Genomic DNA, 21,110 nt, shown 5'->3' with positions numbered 1-21,110 from the left:
AGGTCCAGATCGGGAAGTGGCAAAGAATTTGACTCGTTTCTATAATACCAGCATAATATCAGTTAAGGGAAGGCGAGGCTGAGAACAGCCATATGGCATTTGGCCCAGATGACGTTCGGGACTGAGACCAACGCGGCGCGCTATCGCGGCCTCGACACCTGGAGCGACGGGGAGATCCTCGATGCTTTCTGGGAGGGTCAGTCACGCGCCATCGCGGCGATCCGTTCGGCCATGCCCTCCATCGCCGCCGCGGCCCAGGCCCTCGCCGGCCGCCTGAACGCCGGCGGAAGGGTGGTCTATGCCGGCGCCGGCGCCTCCGGTCTGCTGGCCGCGGGCGACGCGATGGAGATTGGCCCAACCTTCAACTGGCCCGATGACCGCGTCTTCGTCCTGCTGGCGGGCGGCACCGATCTGACGCCGGGCCTCAAAGGCGATGTCGAGGACCACGACGACCGCGGGCGGATCGAGGCCGAGGCGCTGAAGCTCACCGCGAACGACGCGGTCATCGCGGTCGCCGCCAGCGGCACCACCCGCTACACGCTGGCGGTGATGGAAGCCGCGGCCCGCGCGAAGGCGCTCACCATCGCCATCGCCAACAACGCCGGCGGGCCGATGCTGAGCGCCGCCGACCACGCGATCCTGCTGGAGACCGGGCCGGAGGTGATCAGCGGATCGACCCGCATGAATGCCGGCACCGCGCAGAAAGCGGTCCTGAACATGCTCTCCAGCCTGACCATGATCCGGTTGAACCGGGTGCATGACGGGCTGATGGTCGATCTCCGGGTGCAGAACGCCAAGCTGCGCGACCGCGCGATCGGCATTCTTCAGAGCATCACCGGCGCCACCCGAGACGCGGCGGCCACGGCGCTCGCCGCCTGCAACGACCGCATCAAGCCGGCCGCCCTGGTGCTCGCCGGGCGCAGCCCCGCGGAAGCGGAGCAGATCCTCTCCCAAGTCGGCGGCAGTCTGCGCGCCGCCCTGGGCTCCGCCCAAACGACCGAATCTCGCCAACCGACCAACCTGCAACGAAAACAAGGGAGCTGAACATGGCCAACAAAGGGGCACTCATCGGGGGTGCAGTGGTGGTCATCGCCGTCGCGGCGGTGGGCCTATGGTATATGAACAAGCCGGCGCCAGTGCAGGAGCTCACGATCGAGAGCTGGCGCAACGACGATGCCGACATCTGGAACAAGCAGATCCTGCCAGCCTTCATGGCCAAGCATCCGGAAATCAAGGTATCGTTCAAGGGCTATCCGCCGACCGAGTACAACGCGGCGCTGAACACCGAGCTCGAGGGTGGCACCGCGGCGGACATCATCACCTGCCGTCCGTTCGACGCCTCGCTCGATCTCTACAAGAAGGGCTACCTGGTGAAGCTCGACGACGTCCCGTCGATGAAGAACTTCTCCGACGTCGCCAAGGCCGCCTGGCAGACCGATGACGGCAAGGACACCTTCTGCATGCCGATGGCCTCGGTTATCCACGGCTTCATCTACAACAAGAAGATCTTCGAGGAACTGGGCCTGACCCCGCCGAAGACCACGGCCGAGTTCCACGCCGTGCTCGACAAGATCAAGGCCGACGGCAAGTACACGCCGATCGCCCTCGGCACCGCGGACCAGTGGGAAGCGGCGACCATGGGCTTCCAGAACATCGGCCCCGACTACTGGAAGGGCGAGGAAGGCCGCAAGGCGCTGATCGCCGGCAAGGCGAAGCTCACCGACAAGGAATATGTCGACGTCTTCAAGGAGCTGGCGACCTGGGGCCCGTACATGGGCGAGGGCTATCAGGCGCAGAAGTATCCGGACACCCAGAACCTGTTCTCGCTGGGTCGCGCTGCGATCTATCCGGCCGGCTCCTGGGACATCCCGCTGTTCGAGCAGTCGAAGGATCTCGCCTTCGACGCCTTCCCGCCAGTGCAGCCGGAAGGCACCGACAAGTGCTACATCAGCGACCATGTCGACATCGGCATGGGCGTCAACGCCAAGTCGAAGAACATGGACGCCGCGAAGACCTTCATCGAATGGGTCGGCTCGGCGGAGTTCGCCGGCCTCTACGCCAACGCCCTCCCCGGCTTCTTCCCGCTGACCCAGGAAGCGGTCGAGATCAAGGACCCGGTGGCGCAGACCTTCGTCGGCTGGCGCAAGAACTGTGAGAGCACGATCCGGAACTCCTACCAGATCCTCTCGCGCGGCACGCCCAACCTGGAGAACGAGCTGTGGGCGGTCAGCGCCAATGTGCTGAACGGCACCCAGACCCCGGAAGCCGCTGCCGAGCAGCTGCAGAAGGGCCTGGACGGCTGGTACAAGCCGGCCCAGTGATCGGCTAGACTGAAAATCCCGCGGGTCGTGGCACCGGCCGCGACCCGCGGTTCGTTTCCGGCATGAGAGCAGCGAGGAAAACCCGGGCATGACGTCGATCGCCATGGCGGCGGATACTTCCGTCGGAAGACGGAAATGGCCGACGCATATCGTCGTGTTCCTGGCGCCGGCCTTCATCGTCTACACGGTCTTCTCCATCTACCCGCTGATCGACACGATCCGCTTGAGCCTCTACACCGCCGACGAGACCGGGGCGCAGCATTTCATCGGCCTCGGCAATTTCGTGACTCTGCTGACCGACCCGGTCTGGTCCAAGCCGTTCTGGAACGCGCTCCGCAATAACTTCGTCTTCTTCGCGATCCACATGGTCGTGCAGACCTCGATCGGCCTGGCGCTCGCCGCCCTGCTCAGCCTGCCGCGGCTGAAGGGCGCCGGGATCTACCGCACCCTGCTGTTCATGCCGACCATGCTCTCCGTGGTGATCATCGGCTTCGTCTGGCAGCTCATCCTCTCGCCGCTGTGGGGCATCGCGAAGGGCTTCCTCACCACCTTCGGCCTCGGCGCGCTATTCGCGCCCTGGCTCGGCCAGGAAGGCACCGCGCTCATAACCGTCTCGCTGATCTCGGTCTGGCAGTTCGTCGGCATCCCGATGATCCTGATCTATGCCGCGCTGATCAACATCCCGGACGACCTGATTGATGCAGCGACGGTCGATGGCGCGCCGCCCTTCTACGTGTTCTGGCAGATCCGCCTGCCGCTGGTCTATCCGACCCTCGGCGTGGTCTCGATCCTGACCTTCGTCGGCAATTTCAACGCCTTCGACCTCATCTATGCGATGAAGGGCGCGCAGGCCGGGCCGAACTACGCGACCGACATTCTCGGCACCTTCTTCTACCGCACCTTCTTCGGCTATCAGCTCCAGGCCGGCAGCCCGACCATGGGCGCCGCCGTCGCCACGGTGATGCTGTTCATCATCCTGATCGGGGTCCTGTTCTATCTCTTCGCCGTGCAGCGCAAGCTGCAGCATCACCTGGCGTAGCGGAGGCAGCGATGGCGATGGTCAACCGACGCGTCAATCTGAACCGCATCGCCGTCCATGCGGCGCTCATCTTCTACACCCTGATCGCCACCTTCCCGATCGGGCTGGTGCTGATCAACTCGATGAAGTCCCGCAGCGCGATCTTCGGCAATCCGCTGTCGCTCCCCAGCCCGGAGACCTTCGATCTCGTTGGCTATGCCCAGGTGCTGGACAAGGCCGCCTTCGGCACCTATTTCGGCAACAGCCTGATCGTGACGGTGATCTCCCTGGCGCTGGTGCTGATCGCCGGCGCGATGGCGGCCTGGGCCTTGGGCGAATACCGCTTCAAGGGCAACACCCTGGTCGCGCTCTACATGGCGATCGGCATCATGGTGCCGATCCGCCTCGGCACGGTGTCGATCCTGAAAATGATCGTCGGCATGGGGCTGATCAACACCCTGACCGCGCTGATCCTGGTCTACACCGCGATGGGCCTGCCGCTGGCGATCCTGATCCTCGGCGAATTCATGGCGCAGATCCCGCGCGACTTGCGCGAGGCGGCGCGCTGCGACGGGGTCAGCGAATATCGCATCTTCACCGACGTGATCCTGCCGCTGATCCGCCCGGCCGTGGCGACCGTCGCGGTCTTCACCATGGTGCCGATCTGGAACGATCTGTGGTTCCCGCTCATTCTAGCTTCGGGCCACGGCAAGCAGACCATCACGCTCGGAGCCCAGCAGTTCATCGGGCAATACGTGACCAACTGGAATGCGGTCCTGGCCGCCCTCAGTCTCGCGATTGCCCCGATTCTGGTGCTCTACATCGCCTTCTCGCGGCACCTGGTCCGCGGCCTGACCATGGGAGCAGTCAAATGACGAGACGGATTCGACACCATGGCTGACGTTTCGCTGCGCAACATCAAGAAGTCCTATGGCAAGGTCGAGGTGCTGCACGGCATCAGCCTGGACGTGAAGGACGGCGAGTTCGTGGTCTTCGTCGGCCCCTCGGGCTGTGGCAAAAGCACGGCCTTGCGCATCATCGCCGGCCTCGAGGAGATCACCGCGGGCGAGCTCCATATCGGCGGCAAGCTGGTCAACCAGGTGCCGCCGGCCGAGCGCGGCATCGCCATGGTGTTCCAGTCCTACGCGCTCTACCCGCATATGTCGGTCTACAAGAACATGGCCTTCGGCCTGAAGTTCGCCAAGACCGACAAGGCCGAGGCCGACAAGCGCGTGCGCAAGGCAGCCGAGATTCTGCAATTGACGCCCTATCTCGAGCGCAAGCCACGCGACCTCTCCGGCGGCCAGCGCCAGCGGGTCGCGATCGGCCGCGCCATCGTGCGCGAGCCCGCAGTCTTCCTGTTCGACGAGCCTCTGTCCAACCTCGACGCCGCGCTCCGCATCAACACCCGGATCGAGATCGCCAAGCTGCATCGCCAATTGAACGCCACCACCATCTACGTCACCCATGACCAGGTCGAGGCGATGACGCTGGCGACCAAGATCGTGGTGATGAACCAGGGCCGGGTCGAGCAGGTCGGGCCGCCGCTGGAGCTCTACCACCACCCGCAGAACCAGTTCGTCGCCGGATTCATCGGCTCGCCGAAGATGAATTTCGTGAAGGGAGCGGTAACCGCGATCGATGCCATGGGCCTGACCGTCGATTTCGGCGAGGCTAAGCCGATGCCGATTCCCTTCGCCGGCGGCGACGCGAAGCCCGGAGACTCAGTAACGCTGGGGATCCGACCCGAACATCTGGGGGAAGGCGCGCGTCACGCCATGGTCCTCACCGGCACGGTCGACGCCGTGGAGCACCTCGGCGAGGCGAGCTACGTCCATGTAAGACGGGACGACGGCACCATGCTCACCGCGCGCTCGCCGGGCGACAGCCGGGCCGAGATTGGCAGCCGGATCCCGGTCTCGACCGATGTCGCGCACCTGCATCTCTTCGATGCTGAGGGCAAGGCGTTTCCCCGACACAGCAAGGCGGATGCGGCGTAGCACGGTTACCCTCCCAAACTGCGCGCAATCGCGTCGAACGCGGTCAGCAACAGGCCATCCATCGCATCGTCGAGCGGCAGCGGCTGCGACGACAACTTGACGATCACCACCTCGGAAGCCGGATCGATGTAGATCCATTGGCCGTGGATGCCGATCGCGCAGAAGGCGCCGCGTTCGTTGCCGGTCGAGTACCACTTGCCGCGGTAGCGGCCCCGCGGCAGCAGCTTGGCCATGCTGCTGCCGGCCCAGGCGACCGGATCGCCCTTGGTGCGGATGTCGTCGATCCACCATTCCGGCACGACCTGCATGTCGCCCAGGCGGCCGCGGTTCCTGACCATGTCGCCGAACCGGCCGAGGTCGCGCAGGCTCGCGCAGATGCCGCCGGCGGTGCGCGGCGCGCCCATGCGGTCCACCGTGACATAGGCGTCGAACTCGGTGCCGAGCCTCTTCCAGATCGTGTCCGCGAGCAGCGTGGCATAGGGCCGCCCGGTGGCGCGCTCCAGGATCCAGCCCAGCAGGTCCGAGTTCGGCGAGACATAGTGGAAGACCTGGCCATGCGGCCCCGGCCCGCGCCGCAGAGTGCCCAGGAAGCTTCGGAGATCTTCCGCCCTGGACCCCGGCGGTACGGGATTCCAGCCGGTCGCCACGCGGTAGCGCATGAAATCGCCCTGGGCGTCGAGATAGTCCTCGATGAAATTGATGCTGACCGTCATATCGAGCACATGCCGCACCGTGCAGTCGCCGCCATAGGCGGAGCCCTCGACCTCCGGGATGTAGCGCGTCACCAGCGCGTCGGGATCGAGCCTGCCGTCGCCGATCACCGCGCCGGCCAGGATCGCCGAGATCGACTTCGAGACCGAGAAGACGATGTGCTGGATCTCCGGCCGCATGCCGGCGTCATACCATTCCATCAGCGCCCGGCCGCGCTGCATCACCAGGAAGCCGTCGGTCCAGGTCAGCGGCAGCAAGCTGCCGACCGTCCATTCGCGTCCATCCGGCCCCTGGAAGGCCAGCCGCTCGAGCAAGGAGGAGATCAGCGTGATCCGCTCAACCGGCTTCTCGGTGCGGTGGATCGTCGAGGTCGGGATCAACTCCCGCACATGGTGGAAGGCCCAGCGGTTGAAGGGGGGCAGGCGCCAGTTGGTGATGGTGACCTGCCCTTCGTTGGGCGGGGGGAAGCCCTCCATGATCTGGGGCTCGCTCAACTGCGTCTCCTCCGGGACGATACTCTTGAAATCGAGCATAGCAGTCCGCCCTTATGCGCCAAAGAGGGCCGCCAGCGCAGCCCACTTGGGACCGAACGGCGCCCAGGGGATTCTGTTCCACTTATAGTAAATTGAATTGCATGGCATTTTCGGAAAATCACCGGTTTCGCTATAGTCAGCCGAAACAGCGTTCTGAGTGGAGTGTTCATGCAGCCGGATATCGTCGCTTTCTTCGACGAGGACACATTCACCGTCAGCTATGTGGTCGCGGACCCCGAAACCCGGCGGGCCGCGGTGGTCGACAGCGTGCTCGATTTCGACCATGCCTCCGGCCGCACCCGCCATGCCTCCGCCGACAAGATCGTCGCCCATGTCCGGTCGCGGGGCCTCACGGTCGACTGGGTGCTGGAGACCCATGTCCATGCCGACCATGTCAGCGCCGGCGATTATCTGAAACACCAGCTCGGCGGCCGCTCGGCGATCGGCGAGCATGTGCGGATCGTGCAGAATGCTTTCGCCCGGATCTTCAACACCGGGGCCGATTTCAAGACCGACGGACGGCAGTTCGACCAGCTGTTCAAGGACGGCGACCGTTTCAAGATCGGCAATCTCGACGCCCGGGTGATCCACACGCCGGGCCATACCCCCGCCTGCATCACCTATGTGATCGGCGATGCCGCCTTCGTCGGCGACACGCTCTTCATGCCGGACTATGGGACAGCGCGCTGCGACTTCCCCGGCGGCGATGCCGCGGTCCTGTATCAGTCGATCCGCAAGGTCTTCGCCTTGCCGCCGGAGACCCGGGTCTTTCTCTGCCACGACTACAAGGCACCGGGCCGGGATGAGTACCGCTGGGAAACCACCATCGCCGAGCAGCGCGCCAAGAACCTGCATATCCGCGACGGCATCTCGGAAGCGGAATTCGTCGCCATGCGCACCGGCCGCGACAAGACCCTGAGCATGCCGAAGCTGATCCTGCCCTCGGTGCAGATCAACATGCGCGCCGGGATTTTGCCGGAGCCGGAGAGCAACGGCGTAAGGTATTTAAAGCTGCCGGTGGATGGGTTCTGAGAGAGCGAGTCTGGGGCACCCCGTCCCAGCCTCCCCCGAAGCTGGGGGAGGTAAGGTGGGGGTGCGACTGAAGACTCTCGCCAGTCAGCGCGACGCGGCGCGGCCCTCGACCTTGCCCAGCACCGCGTCGATGCGGTCGCGGGCCTTGGTGCAATCCTCCGTCGAGCCCGATAGGAACAGCCGCCCGGTCGCGCCGATCATCTGCACATCGACCAGGGTGATGCCGGGCGCCGCCTTCTCGGCCTCGTTGGCGGCGACGGTGGCGAACAGGGCCGGCTCGAGCTCATAGAGCAGCAGCGACTTGCCCGGCAGCAGCATCGAGGCCTCGCGGGTGCGGTTGAGGATGATCGCATGCTGGTCGGCGACATTCTCGATGATGTCGGCGAAATGGGTGCGCGGCTTCAGCTGGTCGGTCGCCTTGCGGCCGATTCCGTCCAGCACCACCTGCCCCACTTGCTTCAGGGCGTCGAGGTCGGCGGAATGCAGTTCCAGCAGGCCGTATTGCCGCTCGACATAGAGCAGGCCGGGCTCCATGTCCGGCGCGCTCTTCAAGGCGAGATCGCAGATCCGGTGGATCGCCAAGGCCGGCGCCACCTCGATGATCAGGCTGTGCTCGCCCTCCAGCGGCGGATAGCCCCGCGCCCGCGTCGGCGTGGACATGTACGCCGCGAACTGCCGCGCGAGGGATTCGATCAGCAGATAGACTCTGAGCTCGGTCATGGAAGCACGCCCCGCCAGATCCCCGGGCCCACGTTAGCGAATGTCCGCGTTCGCGGACGTGGCCCGGGTATGACGATCCGGAAGGATCGTCACTTGCCCGACGTCGTGAAGTGCTTCGCCAGGTCCGCATGCGGCCGCGGGATGACATGCACCGAGACCAGGGTGCCGACGGTGTTGGCGGCTTCGGCGCCGGCTTCGGTCGCGGCCTTCACCGCGCCGACATCGCCGTTGATGATGACGGCGACCAGGCCGTCGCCCACTTCCTCGCGGCCGACGATGGTCACGTTCGCCGCTTTCACCATCGCATCCGCAGCGGCGAGTGCCGCGACGAAGCCCTTGGTCTCGATCATTCCGATTGCGTTGGACATGGTTCTCTCCGTTGCTTGATTGAGTTACTTGCGGGCCGACTTGGCGTCGGCCGGTTGGTCCAGGGATCCGATGATGAGCGCGTCGATCGGAATCTTGCCGCCGCCGAGCCAGGAGGCCGCGGTCGAGCCGGTCACCACCATGACCTCCTCGCCCTCGCCGCAGCCCAAGACGTCGAAGGCCATGATGCGGCCGCCGCCCGACGTCTCCACTTCCAGAAAGGCGCCCGAGGGAATGTGCTCGATGCGCTTGGTCGCCCAATAGCGGCCGACCACGTTTCCACGAATCATGGCTTCATCCTCTCGATGGTTATGCCGAGGCTGCTCGCCTTGTCGCGGGCGAGCGGCGTGACGCTGACCTGGGCGCCGACCTGCAGCCGTTTCGTGCCCTTGGGCAGTTTCAGCAGCAGGGTTTCGGTCACCACGCCCTTCTCGATCCGCGAGGAAGCGCTTGCCGGCGCGGCAGGCATCGGCGCCGTCGCAGCGCCGCCTTCCAGCGTGAAGCGGTAGCTGCCGTTGGCGATGGCACTGCGGGTGGCGGGATCGCCGGCCAGGCTCAGCACCTGCCGGGCAAAGGCCGCGAGGTCGGCGTCATTGGCGATCCGCACCCGATGTTCCGCGGGCGCGGCTTTCACCGGCGCGGCATCACGCTTCACCGCCGCGATCTCGGTCGCGATCACGTCGCGGATCAGAGCACGGAGTTCCTTGCCGTCGAGCATCACTATCCTTCCAAGGCGCGGATGGCGCGTTCCGCCGCCTGCGCGCCCATGCGTACATCCGATTCCTCGCCGGAGAGATAGACCCGGCCGGTCGCGCCGATCATCCGGTAGTCCACGACCTTGATCTCCGCCGCCTTCTCCGCCTCGTTGGTGGCGAGGATGGCGTAGGACGCCGGCTGCATCTCCAGCACGAACAGCGATTCGCCCGGCAGGATCATCGAGCCCGCCTTGTTGCGGTTGATGAGAAAGGCATGGACCGGATCGACCCGGGTCACCATCTTCGCCGCCAGGACCTTGGGCTTCATCGCATCGCCCTCGTCGGCCTCGAGCTCGTCCAGCACTGCGCGCGCCGCCGCTTTCACGGAAGAGGTCGAGCGCGAATGAAATTCCAGGGTGCCGAACTGCCGCTCGACCACCAGCATGCCGCCGCCGACATCGGCATGTTTCAGCGCCACGTCGGTCAGCGGCTCGATGTCGAGGCCCGGTGCGATCTCGATGATCTGCGCCGCCATGTTGGTGCGCGGCAACCGCCCGCGCATGCCGCTCGCCATGTAGCAGAGCGTCTGCGGCTGCAACTGGTCGATGAAGATGAAGGAGCGCAATTCCGCCATGGCTGTTTCCCCACCCTATTTCCGTAGGGCGTGGCGGAGTTCGTCGAGCACGATGCGGCGGATCTCCTCGCGCAGGATGGCGACCTCGTCGCTCGCGGGTGCGGCTTCGGCGCCTTCCTGCAGGCGGCCGAGGGTCATCGGCGATTCGCGGCCGAGCACCGGATCGGGGAAACGGGCGTCGATGCCGCTGAAATCGCCGAAGGCTTCAGCGGGGTCGCTGTTGTAGGCGATGCGGGTCCAGTTCACGAGGTGCTTAGGTTCAATATTCTCTCCCACGGAGGAGCGTCCGAAGAAGCCGGTGCCGATGGTGAAGGTCGGCGCCAGATGCGTCGCGAAACCGGCCGCTCCCTGGCTGCAGGGTGCGTTGACCGCGACGCGCAGCGCCTTTACCGCGGCGCTGAATTTCAGGATGGTGGCCGGGTTCTTGCTGTGGATCGCCGCCGAATGCCCGGCGCCGGAGAGCCGGATCAGCGCGCGGGACATGGTGATGGCGCCTTCGGCATGCGGCGCGCGCACAAAGCCCACGACCGGGCAGAGCTTCTCCTTGGAGAGCGGCTCGTCGATGCCGATCCGGTCGATCTCGGCCAGGATGATCTTGGCATTGGCCGGCACGCGGATCCCGGCCTTCTGGCCGATCTCGAGCGCCGACTTACCCAGCACCTCGATGTTGAAGCTGCCCTTGCCGAACAGCAGGTCGCGCAAAACCGCGACCTCGTCAGGCTTGGCGACATAGGCGCCGTTCTTCGCGAAAGCGGAGAGCAGGCGGTCGGCGATCGTCTCCTCCGCCACCACGACGCTTTCGTTGGTGCAGAGGATCGAGTTGTCGAAGCTCTTCGATTCCACGATCCGCTTCGCCGCCCGGTCGAGATCGGCGCTGGCATCGACCAGCGCCGGCGCATTGCCGGGGCCGACGCCGATCGCGGGATTGCCGGAGCTGTAGGCGGCGCGCACCATCGGCGTGCCGCCGGTCGCCAGGATCACGTTGATCTTGGGCGACTGCATCACATGCTCGACCAGCGGCAGCGTCGGTGTGTCAATCACCTGGACGGTGCCGACGGGCGCGCCGGCCTTCTCCGCCGCCGCCGCCATGACCCGCGCGGCCTCGGCCGAGCAGGCCTTGGCCATCGGGTGCGGCGAAATCACGATCGCATTGCGGGTCATCAGCGCGAGCAGGATCTTGAAGAAGACGGTGCAGACCGGGTTGGTCGAGGGCGTCAGCGCGAAGATGACGCCGGCCGGACGCGGCAGCTCGACGATCTTCTTCTCGGCGATGATCCGCTTGGAGCAGAAGTCCTCGCCCCGATAGAGCTCGGCGAGGCCGCGGGTGGTGATCTCATTCTTGAGCTTCTTATGCGCGGCAACGCCGAAGCCGGTTTCCTTGACCGCGGCTTCGCCGAGCCTGCCGGCGACGGCGTAGCCCGCCTCCGCCGCGGCATGGACGATCGCCTCGACTTTGGCTCGGTCGAACAAGGCGAAGGCGGACGCGGCCCAGCCGGCCGCCTCCAGCATCAGGTCGGCCTGGCCGGTCTGGCGTTTCTCGCCCGCGAGCAGCTCGGCGACGATCGAGTTCATTCGGCCGCGCTCCGCACCCAGCGCTTGGACTTCGAGCCCATGCATTCGGCCCGCGCCAGGCCGATCGCGCGCTCGACCCGCTCCAGCAGCTCCTCGCAGAGCGCCGTCGGCATCAGTACACCGGGCTTGAACTGCAGCACGCGCGGGTCGAGGGTCGAGAAGATCGCCCAGACGCCGTGCTCGTAGAGATGCTTCATCACCGGCTTGGCGCCTTCCGGGTAGTCGAACTCCAATCCCATGACCACGCCGCATTGCCGGATGCCGACGAAAAAGTCGGAATAGAGCTTCATGATCTCGGTGAGCCCCGACCGCATCGTCTCCGAGATGTAATTCACGATCGGCTTGATCTGCGGCCGCTGCAGGATCTCCAGCACCTTCAGCGCCACCAGGCAGCCCAATTCAGCGCCGCCCATGGTGGACATATGGGCGAAGCCGTCCTGCTTCAGCCATTGAGCGGCGCGCTCGGTCGCGACCACGCAGGCGATCGGATATATGCCGCCGGAGATTCCCTTCCCCGTCACCATCAGGTCGGGCTCGATGCCGTATCGCTGATAGCCCCACATCTCGCCGCAGCGCATCAAACCGGTCTGCACCTCGTCGGCGATGTAGAGCGCGTCGTAGCGCTCGCAGAGCTGCTTCACCGCGGTCAGGTAGCCCGGCACCGGCATCGGGAAGCCGTAGGTCGCCGGAATTGTCTCCATGATGACCGCGGCAATGTCCTTGGCCCGGAGCGCGTCCTCCATCGCATTCAGGTCGTTGAACGGCACATGGATGAACTCGTCGGGGCGGTCGGAGAGGAAGGTCTTGGAGAATCGGTCGGCACCGGTCGCGACCGCGAGGCCCGAATGCCCGTGATAGGCATTGATGATCGAGACGATCTTGCGCTTCTGCGTCGCGTTGCGCGCGCACTTGATCGCGAGGTCGATCGCCTCGGCGCCGCCCGCGGTGTACATGGTGTATTGCATGCCGCCGCCGCAGACCTTGGCGAGCTCCTCCGCCAGCGCGGTGCGCCCCAGTGCCGGGAAATGGTGATTGCCCATGTCGAAGCGGGTGGTGCCGCGGTGCAGGACCTCGATCAGCTCCGGATGGCGATGGCCGATGTTGTAGGTGCCGCCGTTCAAATGCACGTCGATCAGGCGCCGGCCGTCCATGTCATAGAGCAGGTAGCCTTCCCGGCGGTCGATCACCAGGTCGACATGCTGGTCCTGCCAGAACTGGGTCTTGTTCGGGTTCCAGAACTCTTTCGACTTCGCGATGAATTCCTGCTTGGCCGGGCTCTGGCCCTCGTTGAATCCCTTGGGCTGTTCCATCTTCGGCCTCATCCAAACTTGGTGAGATAGGCTTCCGCCATTTCGCAGGTGCCCTCGGCGTAGGCCGGGCCTTCCTGCTTGGCGAGATCGGTCTCGGCGTGGCTGCCCATCCAGGCGAAGAGGATCATGCGGCGGAGCATGACGAAGGTCGGCAGCTCCGCTTCGTCCTCTTGCGACAAGGGTCGCACCCGGCGATAGCCCTCGGCCCAGGCCGCGATCAGGCCCGGCACTTCCGGCTTGTGCTCGAAGAAGCTGACCGCGGTGCCGGCGTCGTAGAGGAACCAGCCGAGGCCGCAGTCGTCGAAATCGATGACCCGGATGTCGCCCTGGTGGATCAGCAGATTGGCCAGCCGGAAATCGGCATGGATAAGGCCGTAGCGGTCCTTCCCCTGGCCGTAGCGCGCGAGACGCTTTCCCATCGCCGCGGCCAGTTTCTTCAGCAGCGGCAGGCGCGCCGGGGTCATGTCGGGGCCTTCGGTCCAGGGGCCCCAGTTCGGCTTTGAACCGATGCTGTGCTCGAAGTCCCAGATGGTGCGTTCGAAGAAGGCGGGCCGCTTCCACTGCATCGAATGCAGATGCGTGCGCGCGGTCACCTCGCCCAGCTGCTTGAAGGGCTCGATCAGGTCGTGATCCTGTCGCGGCTCCTCGCCCTCGATGAATTCGAACAGCACGCAGTTGCGCGGCGCCGAGAGCGAGGGATGCGCGACGGTCTGCACATCCTGGCCGTCGCGCGCCGGGATCGCCTGCGGGGTCGGCACGCCGCCTTCGGCCTGAAGCGCGCGCATCCAGGCCAGTTCGCTGCGGATGCCGTCGACGCTGTGATAGCCGGGGCGGTGCACGCGCAGGATCACCGGCTTGCGGCCACCGGCTGGAGCCACGCGGTAAGTGGTGTTTTCAGAGTGGTTGATCATCTTGAGGGCGGCGCCCTCGAGACCCCAGCGCGGCAAGGCCGCCTCGGCCAGCAGGCCGATGCTGCGCATCAGGGACTCGTGACTCGGCATCTCGCTCATCGCCTCTCCTCGGAACTGCTGGACCCTAGGACCCGGGACCGCGTCTTACTTGACCGGCGGCCTGCCGATCTTGACAGGCAGCGACGCCCGACACCCCGCTTGCGGCGGTGCAGCAAGCGTGCAATCCTTCGCTCAAAGACGCCGTTCTACAGGGATCCCAGCAGGGAAGGCGCGCCATGACCGGACTGGCTGAAATCCAGAGCGAACACGCGCACGGCCCGATCGTGCTCGCCTGTGCCGCGACCGGAATCGTGCCCTTTATCGAGAAGTCCGGCGGCGACATCGACCGGATCTTCGGCAATTCCGGCATCGCCCCGGACATGGCCGGCTCGCCCACGCTCAAGCTGAAATTGAGCGACTATTGCCGGCTGTTCGAGGAAGCCTCGCGGCGGACCCAGAACGACAATTTCGGCCTCTGGTTCGGCAACCAGTTCCAGCCGCGCGATCTCGGCCTCTGGGGCTATGCCACGGTCTCGTCGCCGACCTTGGGCTCGGCGCTGGAAAACCTGGTCGGCCTGTTCCGCTATCACCAGGAATCCTCGTCCATGCGCCTCGTTCCCGGGCGCGACGGGCTCATTCGCCTGGAATACCGGGTCGAGGCGCCGGAGATCCTGGAGCGGCGACAGGATGCGGAGCTTTCGCTCGGCATGTTCCTCAACGTGATCCGCGAATGCTGCGGCCCGCACTGGTCGCCCGAGGAGGTCTATTTCGAGCATCCGCGGCCGCAGCTCTGGCAGGAGCATGAGGCGGCCTTCGATGCGCCGGTCTATTTCAGCCAGCCAACCAACGCCCTCGCCTTCCGCCGCGACGTGCTGGAGAAACCGATGCCGGCGCGCGATCTCAAATTGCTGGCGACCATGCAGGCCAGCCTGCAGGCGCTGGGGTTGCAGGGCGGCGAAGGCGGCCTGTTCGACCGGATCCGCACCGCGATCCGCATGCGCCTGCCGAACGGCGCGCCGACCCTGGACCAGATCGCGGCGGAGCTTCGCGTCTCCGCACCTTCAGTGCAGCGCAGCCTCGCCGAGCAGGGCCTCACCTATAAAGACGCGGTCGAGACCATGCGGCAGAACCTCGCCCGCATGTATCTCGAACAGCGCCAGCTGCCGCTGACCGAGGTGGCGTTGCTGCTGGGCTACTCGGAACTCTCCGCTTTCACCCGCGCCTTCACCCGCTGGACCGGGGTCTCGCCGCGGATTTACCGCCAGAGCCTTGTCAGACACTAGACGAATCAAGGCTTTAGCTCGAAGGTTGTAACGGGCGGCCGAAAGGCCTAACCAAGGCTGATCCCATCCATTTCCAGACGGTCAGAGTTCATGCAAGCAGTCGTCTGCCGGCAGCCCGGCGAGATCGTGGTCGAGGACCGCCCGGAGCCGATCCGCGGCGCGGGCGAGGTGCTGGTCGGCGTGCAGCGGATCGGGATCTGCGGCACCGACTTCCACATCTACCAGGGCAAGCACCCCTATCTCCAATATCCGCGCATCGTCGGCCATGAGTTCTCCGGCACGGTGATCGAGGCGCCCGAAGGCAGCGCACTCAAAGCCGGCGAGACGGTGGTGATCAATCCCTATGTCGCGTGCGGCAAGTGCATCGCCTGCCGCAACGGCAAGCCGAATTGCTGCATGCAGATCGGCGTGCTCGGCGTGCACCGCGACGGCGGCATGTGCGAGCGGATCAGCATCCCCGAGCGCAACGTCTATCCGGCCGGCCGCCTCACGGTCGACCAGGGGGCGAGCTGCGAGTTCCTGGCGATCGGCGCGCATGCGGTCGCGCGATCGGAGATCATCGAGGGCAAGCGGGCGCTGGTGATCGGCGCCGGGCCGATCGGTCTGGGCGTGGCGCTGTTCGCCAAGCTAGCCGGCGGCGACATCACGATCATGGACCGCGACAGCGAGCGCCTCGGTTTCGCGGTCGAGAACGGGATCGCCGCGCGTTCGATGGCGGCCGACGACAAGGTCGTCGAAGCGGTCGCCGCGGCCACCGGCAACGAAGGCTATGACGTCGTCTTCGATGCGACCGGCAATAAGGCCTCGATGGAGGGCGCCTTCCGCCATGTCGCCCATGGCGGCACGCTGGTGCTGGTCAGCATCGTGACGGAGAACATCACCTTCTCCGATCCGGAATTCCACAAGCGCGAGATGACGGTGAAGGGCAGCCGCAACGCCACCCGCGCCGATTTCGAGCGGGTGATCACCGCGATCGAGAGCGGCCATGTGCCGCTGGAGAAGTTGATCACCCACCGCACCTCGCTCAGCGGCGCCATCACCGACCTGCCGCGCTGGGTCCGCGAGAAACGCGGGCTGGTGAAGGCGCTGGTGGAGCTCGGCTGAATCATCAGCCCTGCCGCGTTGACGAGGCCCGCATCAGCGTCTCCTTGGCCGAGGCGAGATGCGCCCGGCAGGCCAGCTCCACGATCGAGGTATTGCGGCCGAGCAGCGCATCGATATAGGTCAGGTGCTCGCGGATCGCGACCTCGTTGCGCTGGCGCTCGTCGCGTTTGTTCCACTGGTAGTGATAGTGGAAGATCAGCGTGATGATGTCGAAGAAATCCTCGATGAAGCGGTTGGGCGCGGCGGAATTGATAAGGCGGTGCAGCCGGCTGTCGAGGTCGGAGAAATCGTGAAAGCGCAGGTCTACTTCCTGCTGCAGGGCGACATGCTCCTCGCGCAGGGCCTTCAGCCGCGGCCAGAGCGGTGAGCTGTCGGGCAAGGCGGCAAAGGCCATCGCCGAGCGCAGCTCGAACATCTCGCGGATCTCGAACAGCTCGAGCGCGAAGCTCGGCGTGAAGCCCTTGAACACCCAACCGGCATTCGGTCGTTTCTCGATCAGGCCGAAGCGTTCGAAGCGATTGAGGAACTCGCGGATGCCGGTGGTCGCTACGCCGAAGCGGCGCGCCAGGTCGAGCTCGTTGATGCTGCTGCCCGGCCGCGTGTTGTCGCGCAGCAGCCATTCCATGAAGCGGCGCTCGACCTGCTCCGACATGGTCACGGTCTCTTCCTCGGGAAAGCGCGGGACCCTGGCGGCGGCACGCACCGAGCGATCCCGCCCGCTGCCGCCGATCGTGCCCTGCTCGCCCAAGACCGAGAGGATCTTGCGCACCGTTGTGCGGCTCACCCGCAACTGCGCGCCGAGCTGATTTTCTGAAGGCAGCGCGGCGCCCTCGCCGAGGTTGGACACCAGATCCAGCGCCTCATTGAACGCCCGCTTGAACACTGCATCGGTCTTCATTTTTGCCCCATCTCTGCTCAGACTGATTATTAATCCATAAAAAACAAATTGACCAGCGCCAGCACCTGCTTTTTGTCTATAAGAAACATAAACAGGGGAAGGCATGGTGGACGTGGCGAGAGAACAGCCGGAGGTCGGCATCGGCGATCCGGCGCCGCGTGGCTCCGCCCTGATCACCCTCGGCCTGCGGCTGCTCGGCATCGGGCCGCTGCTGATCCTGGTCGCCCTGGTCGCCGTGATCGGGCTGCTCACCCCGGATTTCCTGAAACCCGGCAACATCGGCAACATCGTCGCGCAGACCGCAGTCATCGCCACCGTCGCGATGGGCCAGCATCTGGTCATCCTCACCCGCGGGATCGACCTCTCGGTCGGCGCCAACCTGGCGCTGGCCACGGTGATCGGCGGGCTGGTGTTCCGGCAGACCGATTCCGCGCCGCTGGTGATGCTGGCGATGGTGCTCTCCGGCGCCGCGGTCGGCGCCGTCAACGGCATCGCCTATGTCTTCGGCCGGCTGCCGCACCCCTTCATCATCACGCTGGCGACCTTGAGCATTTGCAAGGGCCTCGCCTTGGAACTCGCGATCGGCCACACCACGATGCGCGGCATGCCGCCGGCGATCGCCGCGATCGGCGGCGGCGACAGCTTCGGCATCCCGAACTCCTTCTTCGTCGTCGCCGGCGTCGCGGCGCTGGTGCTGGTGATGGCGAAGGCGATGGTCTGGGGCCGCTGGATCTACGCGGTCGGCGGCCAGCCCGATGCCGCGCGGCAGATGGGCATCCCGGTCCGCGGCGTGCTGATCTCGACCTATGTGATCTCGGGCTTGTGCGCCGGCATCGGCGCGGTGCTGCTCTCAGGCCGCACCGAAGCAGGCTCGCCGCTCTACGGCAACCTGCTGGAACTCGACACCATCGCCGCCGTCATCATCGGCGGCGCCAGCTTCCTCGGCGGCCGCGGCCATATCGGCCATGCACTGGTGGGCGCGGTGATGATCGGTGTCATCCGCAACGCGCTCAACCTGCTGGGGGTCGACGTCTTCTTCCAGATGATCGCCATCGGCCTGATCATCGTCGTCGCGGTCGAGGCGGATGTGCTGCGCAACCACCTGGAAGCGCGCGCGCGGGTGCTGCAATCGGCGAGGGGCCAATGACCCAGCCCCTGCTCGCCATCCACCAGGCCGAGAAGCGGTTCGGCGCGGTCCATGCGCTTAAAGGCGTCAGCCTGGAGGCGCATCGCGGCGAAGTGCTGGCTTTGCTCGGCGACAACGGCGCCGGCAAGTCGACGCTGGTGAAATGCATCAGCGGCGTCCATGCCCTGGACGAGGGCGAGATCCGGCTCGACGGCGAAACCGTGCTCCTGCACTCACCGGCGGCGGCGCGGCGGGCTGGAATCGAGACCGTCTACCAGGACCTGGCGCTGTTCGACAACCTGACGCCGGCGCAGAACTTCTACTGCGGCCGCGAGCTCGGCTTTCCCTCCTGGCTGCCGCAGGGATTGCGGCTGCTCAACAAGCGCGCCATGGAACGCGAGGCCGCAGGCGTGCTCGACCGCTTGAAGGTCAAGCTGCCGAAATTCGACGCGCCAGTCGCCTTAATGTCGGGGGGCCAGCGCCAGGCGATCGCCGTGGCGCGCGCCACGGTGTTCGCGCGCAAGCTGGTGATCCTCGACGAGCCGACCGCGGCGCTGGGCCTGCGGGAATCGCGCAAGGTGCTGGACTTGATCGCGCGCCTGCGCGCCGAGGGCAATGCGGTGATCCTGATCACCCACAACATGGAACACGTCATCGAGCTTGCCGACCGCGCCGTGGTCCTGCGCCAGGGCCGCAAGGTCGGCGAGCTGAAGCCGAACCGCGCCAACCAGCAGGAGCTGGTGTCGATGATCGTCGGCGCGGAGGCATGAGTAATTCGCCGCCGATGGGCGGCGGATGGAAGGGTCGCCCGATGCGAGGCGATCCAATTGGGAGGAGACGTCAATGAGACTGAAACTGCTGCTGGGAGGACTGGCGCTGGCTCTGGCTTTCGTCAGGCCCGCCCTGGCCGACGACACCATCAAGCTCGGCTTCATCACCAAGTTCCCGGTGCCGTTCTTCGCCACCATGGAAGACGCCGCCAAGGCCTATGCCAAGGCGCATCCCGGGGTCGAGATCGTCTTCGGCCAAGGCACCTCGGCCACGGATATCGAGGGCCAGATCGCGCTCATCGAATCAATGGTCACCAAGGGTGTGAAGGGCATCGCCATCACCCCGGTCGATCCGACCGTGGCGCCGGCGCTCGACAAAGCGGTCGCCGCCGGGGTGAAGGTCGTCCTGATGGACAACAACATCCCCGACTGGAAGAACGCGACCTCGCTGGCGACCACCAACAACTACAATGCCGGCAAGATCATCGGCGGCTACCTGAAGACCGTGCTGAAACCCGGCGACACGATGGGCATCCTGGAAGGCGTGCCCGGCGTGCCGGCGCTCGACGACCGGGTGAAGGGCATGATGGACGGCCTCGACGGCCTCGACGTGAAGATCGTCGGCAGGGGCGCCACCAACTGCACCGAGGAGCTCGGCATCAGCGTCGCCGAGGACCTGATCACCAAGAACCCGGAGATCAAGTCGATCTTCGCGGCCTGCGGCCCGCCGGCCGCCGGTGCGGCGCAGGCGATCAAGAACGCGAAGATCGATAAGGACAAGATCGTGCTCGCAGGCTTCGACTTCTGCTGCGGCGAGAAGGAAGCGCTCGAAGCCGGCCTCGAGGATGCCACCGTGGCCCAGTTCCCGGCCAAGATGGCGGAGCTCGGCGTCGATGCGCTGGTGAAGGCCATCAAGGGCGAGAAGGTCGAATCCCTGATCGACTCCGGCGCCGCCTTGGTGACCAAGGACAACATGGCCAACTTCTGACCGCCAAGCGAGGGCCGGCGCCGCGCCGGCCCTCGTCGGGCCCGCCAACAGCAGAGTGAATCATGCAAGCAGTCGTCTGCAGACAGCCCGGCCAGATCGCGCTGGAAGAACGCCCCGAGCCGGTCCGCGGCGCGGCGGAGGTGCTGGTCGGCGTCCGCCGGATCGGAATCTGCGGGACCGACTACCACATCTACGAGGGCAGCCACCCCTTCCTCAAATATCCACGCGTCATCGGTCATGAGTTCTCCGGCGTCGTCATCGAGGCGTCGCCGGCCAGCTCGCTCAAGACCGGCGACACCGTCGTCGTCAATCCCTATGTCGCCTGCGGCAGCTGCATCGCCTGCCGCAACGGCAAGCCGAATTGCTGCGTCGCCATCAGCGTGCTCGGGGTCCACAAGGACGGCGGCATGTGCGAGCGCATTGCCGTGCCCGAGCGCAATCTCTATCCCGCCGCCGGCCTCACGGTCGACCAGGCGGCAAGCTGCGAGTTCCTCGCCATCGGCGCCCATGCGGTGGCACGGTCGACGCTCCGCTCCGGCGCCCGGGTGCTGGTGATCGGTGCTGGGCCGATCGGACTCGGCGCCGCGCTGTTCGCCGGCATCGCCGGCGGCGCGGTCACCGTCATGGATCGCGACCCGGAGCGCCTCGACTTCGCGATCGAGGCCGGCATCGCCGGCGCCGTGATCAAGGCCGGCGAAAGGGTCCAAGCCCAGATCTCCGCGGCCACCGGCGGCGAAGGCTTCGACGTGGTGTTCGACGCGACCGGCAACCGCGCCTCGATGGAAGCCGCCTTTCTCACCGTCGCCCATGGTGGTACACTGGTCCTGGTCAGCGTGGTCAACGAGACGATCACGTTCTCCGACCCCGACTTCCACAAGCGCGAGATGACGGTGATGGGCAGCCGCAATGCGACGCAAGCGGACTTCACGCGGGTGATCGCGGCGATCCGCGACGGCAAGGTGCCGCTCGAGCGCCTGTTGACCCATCGCACCTCGCTCGCGGGCGCGATCGCCGACCTGCCGCGCTGGGCCAGCGAGAAGCGCGGTCTCGTGAAAGCCCTGGTCGAGCTCGACTGACCC

22 protein-coding genes are annotated in these 21,110 nt (G+C 65.9%); 12 read left to right on the top strand and 10 right to left on the bottom strand.

The window, feature by feature from the left end:
* Positions 1-108 precede the first annotated feature (108 nt).
* From ACYQ4T_RS02965 to ACYQ4T_RS02945, 5 genes are all read left to right on the top strand, one after another.
* Positions 109-1,044 (top strand): N-acetylmuramic acid 6-phosphate etherase, encoded by a 936-nt coding sequence (locus tag ACYQ4T_RS02965; protein WP_459850713.1) that lies wholly within the window; start codon positions 109-111, stop codon positions 1,042-1,044.
* A 2-nt stretch (positions 1,045-1,046) separates the two neighbouring features.
* Positions 1,047-2,321, top strand: coding sequence for an ABC transporter substrate-binding protein (locus tag ACYQ4T_RS02960; RefSeq protein ID WP_459850712.1), 1,275 nt, complete (start codon positions 1,047-1,049; stop codon positions 2,319-2,321).
* Between the two features lie 88 nt (positions 2,322-2,409).
* Positions 2,410-3,360 (top strand): carbohydrate ABC transporter permease, encoded by a 951-nt coding sequence (locus ACYQ4T_RS02955; protein WP_459850710.1) that lies wholly within the window; start codon positions 2,410-2,412, stop codon positions 3,358-3,360.
* Between the two features lie 11 nt (positions 3,361-3,371).
* Positions 3,372-4,214: a carbohydrate ABC transporter permease gene (locus tag ACYQ4T_RS02950; RefSeq protein WP_459850709.1), complete on the top strand. Its 843-nt coding sequence runs from the start codon at positions 3,372-3,374 to the stop codon at positions 4,212-4,214.
* Positions 4,215-4,232: 18 nt separating this feature from the next.
* On the top strand, positions 4,233-5,339 hold the full coding sequence (locus ACYQ4T_RS02945) for an ABC transporter ATP-binding protein (protein ID WP_459850707.1): 1,107 nt from the start codon (positions 4,233-4,235) through the stop codon (positions 5,337-5,339).
* 5 nt (positions 5,340-5,344) lie between these two features.
* Here ACYQ4T_RS02945 and ACYQ4T_RS02940 read toward each other — a convergent pair whose 3' ends face one another.
* A complete protein-coding gene (locus ACYQ4T_RS02940) occupies positions 5,345-6,544 on the bottom strand; it encodes a serine hydrolase domain-containing protein (RefSeq protein ID WP_459850705.1) in 1,200 nt (399 codons plus the stop codon).
* A gap of 207 nt (positions 6,545-6,751) precedes the next feature.
* Between ACYQ4T_RS02940 and ACYQ4T_RS02935 the strand changes: the two genes are divergently transcribed.
* Positions 6,752-7,615, top strand: a complete 864-nt coding sequence (locus ACYQ4T_RS02935; RefSeq protein WP_459850703.1) for an MBL fold metallo-hydrolase — start codon at positions 6,752-6,754, stop codon at positions 7,613-7,615.
* Between the two features lie 84 nt (positions 7,616-7,699).
* Here the strand turns inward: ACYQ4T_RS02935 and ACYQ4T_RS02930 are convergent, their stop codons facing one another.
* From ACYQ4T_RS02930 to ACYQ4T_RS02895, 8 genes are all read right to left on the bottom strand, one after another.
* Positions 7,700-8,335 (bottom strand): hypothetical protein, encoded by a 636-nt coding sequence (locus tag ACYQ4T_RS02930; RefSeq protein WP_459850701.1) that lies wholly within the window; start codon positions 8,333-8,335, stop codon positions 7,700-7,702.
* 89 nt (positions 8,336-8,424) lie between these two features.
* Positions 8,425-8,703: a BMC domain-containing protein gene (locus ACYQ4T_RS02925; RefSeq protein ID WP_395019205.1), complete on the bottom strand. Its 279-nt coding sequence runs from the start codon at positions 8,701-8,703 to the stop codon at positions 8,425-8,427.
* 24 nt (positions 8,704-8,727) lie between these two features.
* The gene (locus ACYQ4T_RS02920) at positions 8,728-8,991 is read right to left on the bottom strand and encodes a EutN/CcmL family microcompartment protein (protein ID WP_459850699.1); all 264 of its coding nucleotides are present in this window, start codon (positions 8,989-8,991) and stop codon (positions 8,728-8,730) included.
* Positions 8,988-9,419 (bottom strand): hypothetical protein, encoded by a 432-nt coding sequence (locus ACYQ4T_RS02915; RefSeq protein WP_459850697.1) that lies wholly within the window; start codon positions 9,417-9,419, stop codon positions 8,988-8,990. The genes ACYQ4T_RS02920 and ACYQ4T_RS02915 overlap by 4 nt, the downstream gene beginning before the upstream one ends.
* A 2-nt stretch (positions 9,420-9,421) precedes the next feature.
* Positions 9,422-10,030 carry a BMC domain-containing protein gene (locus ACYQ4T_RS02910; RefSeq protein WP_459850695.1) on the bottom strand — a complete coding sequence of 203 codons (609 nt, stop codon included), beginning with the start codon at positions 10,028-10,030 and terminating at the stop codon, positions 9,422-9,424.
* Positions 10,031-10,045: 15 nt separating this feature from the next.
* Positions 10,046-11,602 carry an aldehyde dehydrogenase family protein gene (locus ACYQ4T_RS02905; protein ID WP_459850693.1) on the bottom strand — a complete coding sequence of 519 codons (1,557 nt, stop codon included), beginning with the start codon at positions 11,600-11,602 and terminating at the stop codon, positions 10,046-10,048.
* The gene (locus ACYQ4T_RS02900) at positions 11,599-12,912 is read right to left on the bottom strand and encodes a class-III pyridoxal-phosphate-dependent aminotransferase (RefSeq protein ID WP_459850691.1); all 1,314 of its coding nucleotides are present in this window, start codon (positions 12,910-12,912) and stop codon (positions 11,599-11,601) included. The genes ACYQ4T_RS02905 and ACYQ4T_RS02900 overlap by 4 nt, the downstream gene beginning before the upstream one ends.
* An 8-nt stretch (positions 12,913-12,920) precedes the next feature.
* A complete protein-coding gene (locus ACYQ4T_RS02895; RefSeq protein ID WP_459850689.1) occupies positions 12,921-13,922 on the bottom strand; it encodes a phosphotransferase enzyme family protein in 1,002 nt (333 codons plus the stop codon).
* A gap of 176 nt (positions 13,923-14,098) precedes the next feature.
* Here ACYQ4T_RS02895 and qhpR point away from each other — a divergent pair, with 176 nt between their 5' ends.
* Positions 14,099-15,145: an AraC-like transcriptional regulator QhpR gene (gene qhpR / locus ACYQ4T_RS02890; RefSeq protein WP_459850687.1), complete on the top strand. Its 1,047-nt coding sequence runs from the start codon at positions 14,099-14,101 to the stop codon at positions 15,143-15,145.
* A gap of 90 nt (positions 15,146-15,235) precedes the next feature.
* The gene (locus ACYQ4T_RS02885; protein WP_459850685.1) at positions 15,236-16,249 is read left to right on the top strand and encodes a zinc-binding alcohol dehydrogenase family protein; all 1,014 of its coding nucleotides are present in this window, start codon (positions 15,236-15,238) and stop codon (positions 16,247-16,249) included.
* A 4-nt stretch (positions 16,250-16,253) separates the two neighbouring features.
* On the opposite strand, the gene ACYQ4T_RS02880 is transcribed toward ACYQ4T_RS02885, so the two are convergent.
* Positions 16,254-17,147: a GntR family transcriptional regulator gene (locus ACYQ4T_RS02880; RefSeq protein ID WP_459850683.1), complete on the bottom strand. Its 894-nt coding sequence runs from the start codon at positions 17,145-17,147 to the stop codon at positions 16,254-16,256.
* A gap of 112 nt (positions 17,148-17,259) precedes the next feature.
* Here ACYQ4T_RS02880 and ACYQ4T_RS02875 point away from each other — a divergent pair, with 112 nt between their 5' ends.
* From ACYQ4T_RS02875 to ACYQ4T_RS02860, 4 genes are all read left to right on the top strand, one after another.
* Positions 17,260-18,294, top strand: a complete 1,035-nt coding sequence (locus ACYQ4T_RS02875; protein WP_459850682.1) for an ABC transporter permease — start codon at positions 17,260-17,262, stop codon at positions 18,292-18,294.
* Positions 18,291-19,043, top strand: coding sequence for an ATP-binding cassette domain-containing protein (locus tag ACYQ4T_RS02870; RefSeq protein ID WP_459850680.1), 753 nt, complete (start codon positions 18,291-18,293; stop codon positions 19,041-19,043). Before ACYQ4T_RS02875 ends, ACYQ4T_RS02870 begins: the two co-directional genes overlap by 4 nt.
* Positions 19,044-19,116: 73 nt before the next feature.
* Positions 19,117-20,031 carry a sugar ABC transporter substrate-binding protein gene (locus ACYQ4T_RS02865; RefSeq protein ID WP_459850678.1) on the top strand — a complete coding sequence of 305 codons (915 nt, stop codon included), beginning with the start codon at positions 19,117-19,119 and terminating at the stop codon, positions 20,029-20,031.
* Between the two features lie 62 nt (positions 20,032-20,093).
* Positions 20,094-21,107 (top strand): zinc-binding alcohol dehydrogenase family protein, encoded by a 1,014-nt coding sequence (locus ACYQ4T_RS02860; RefSeq protein ID WP_459850676.1) that lies wholly within the window; start codon positions 20,094-20,096, stop codon positions 21,105-21,107.
* The last annotated feature ends 3 nt before the right edge of the window (positions 21,108-21,110 follow it).

It is taken from the genome of Dongia sp. agr-C8 (assembly GCF_054658695.1).
This window is presented reverse-complemented; position numbering and strand designations above follow the sequence as displayed.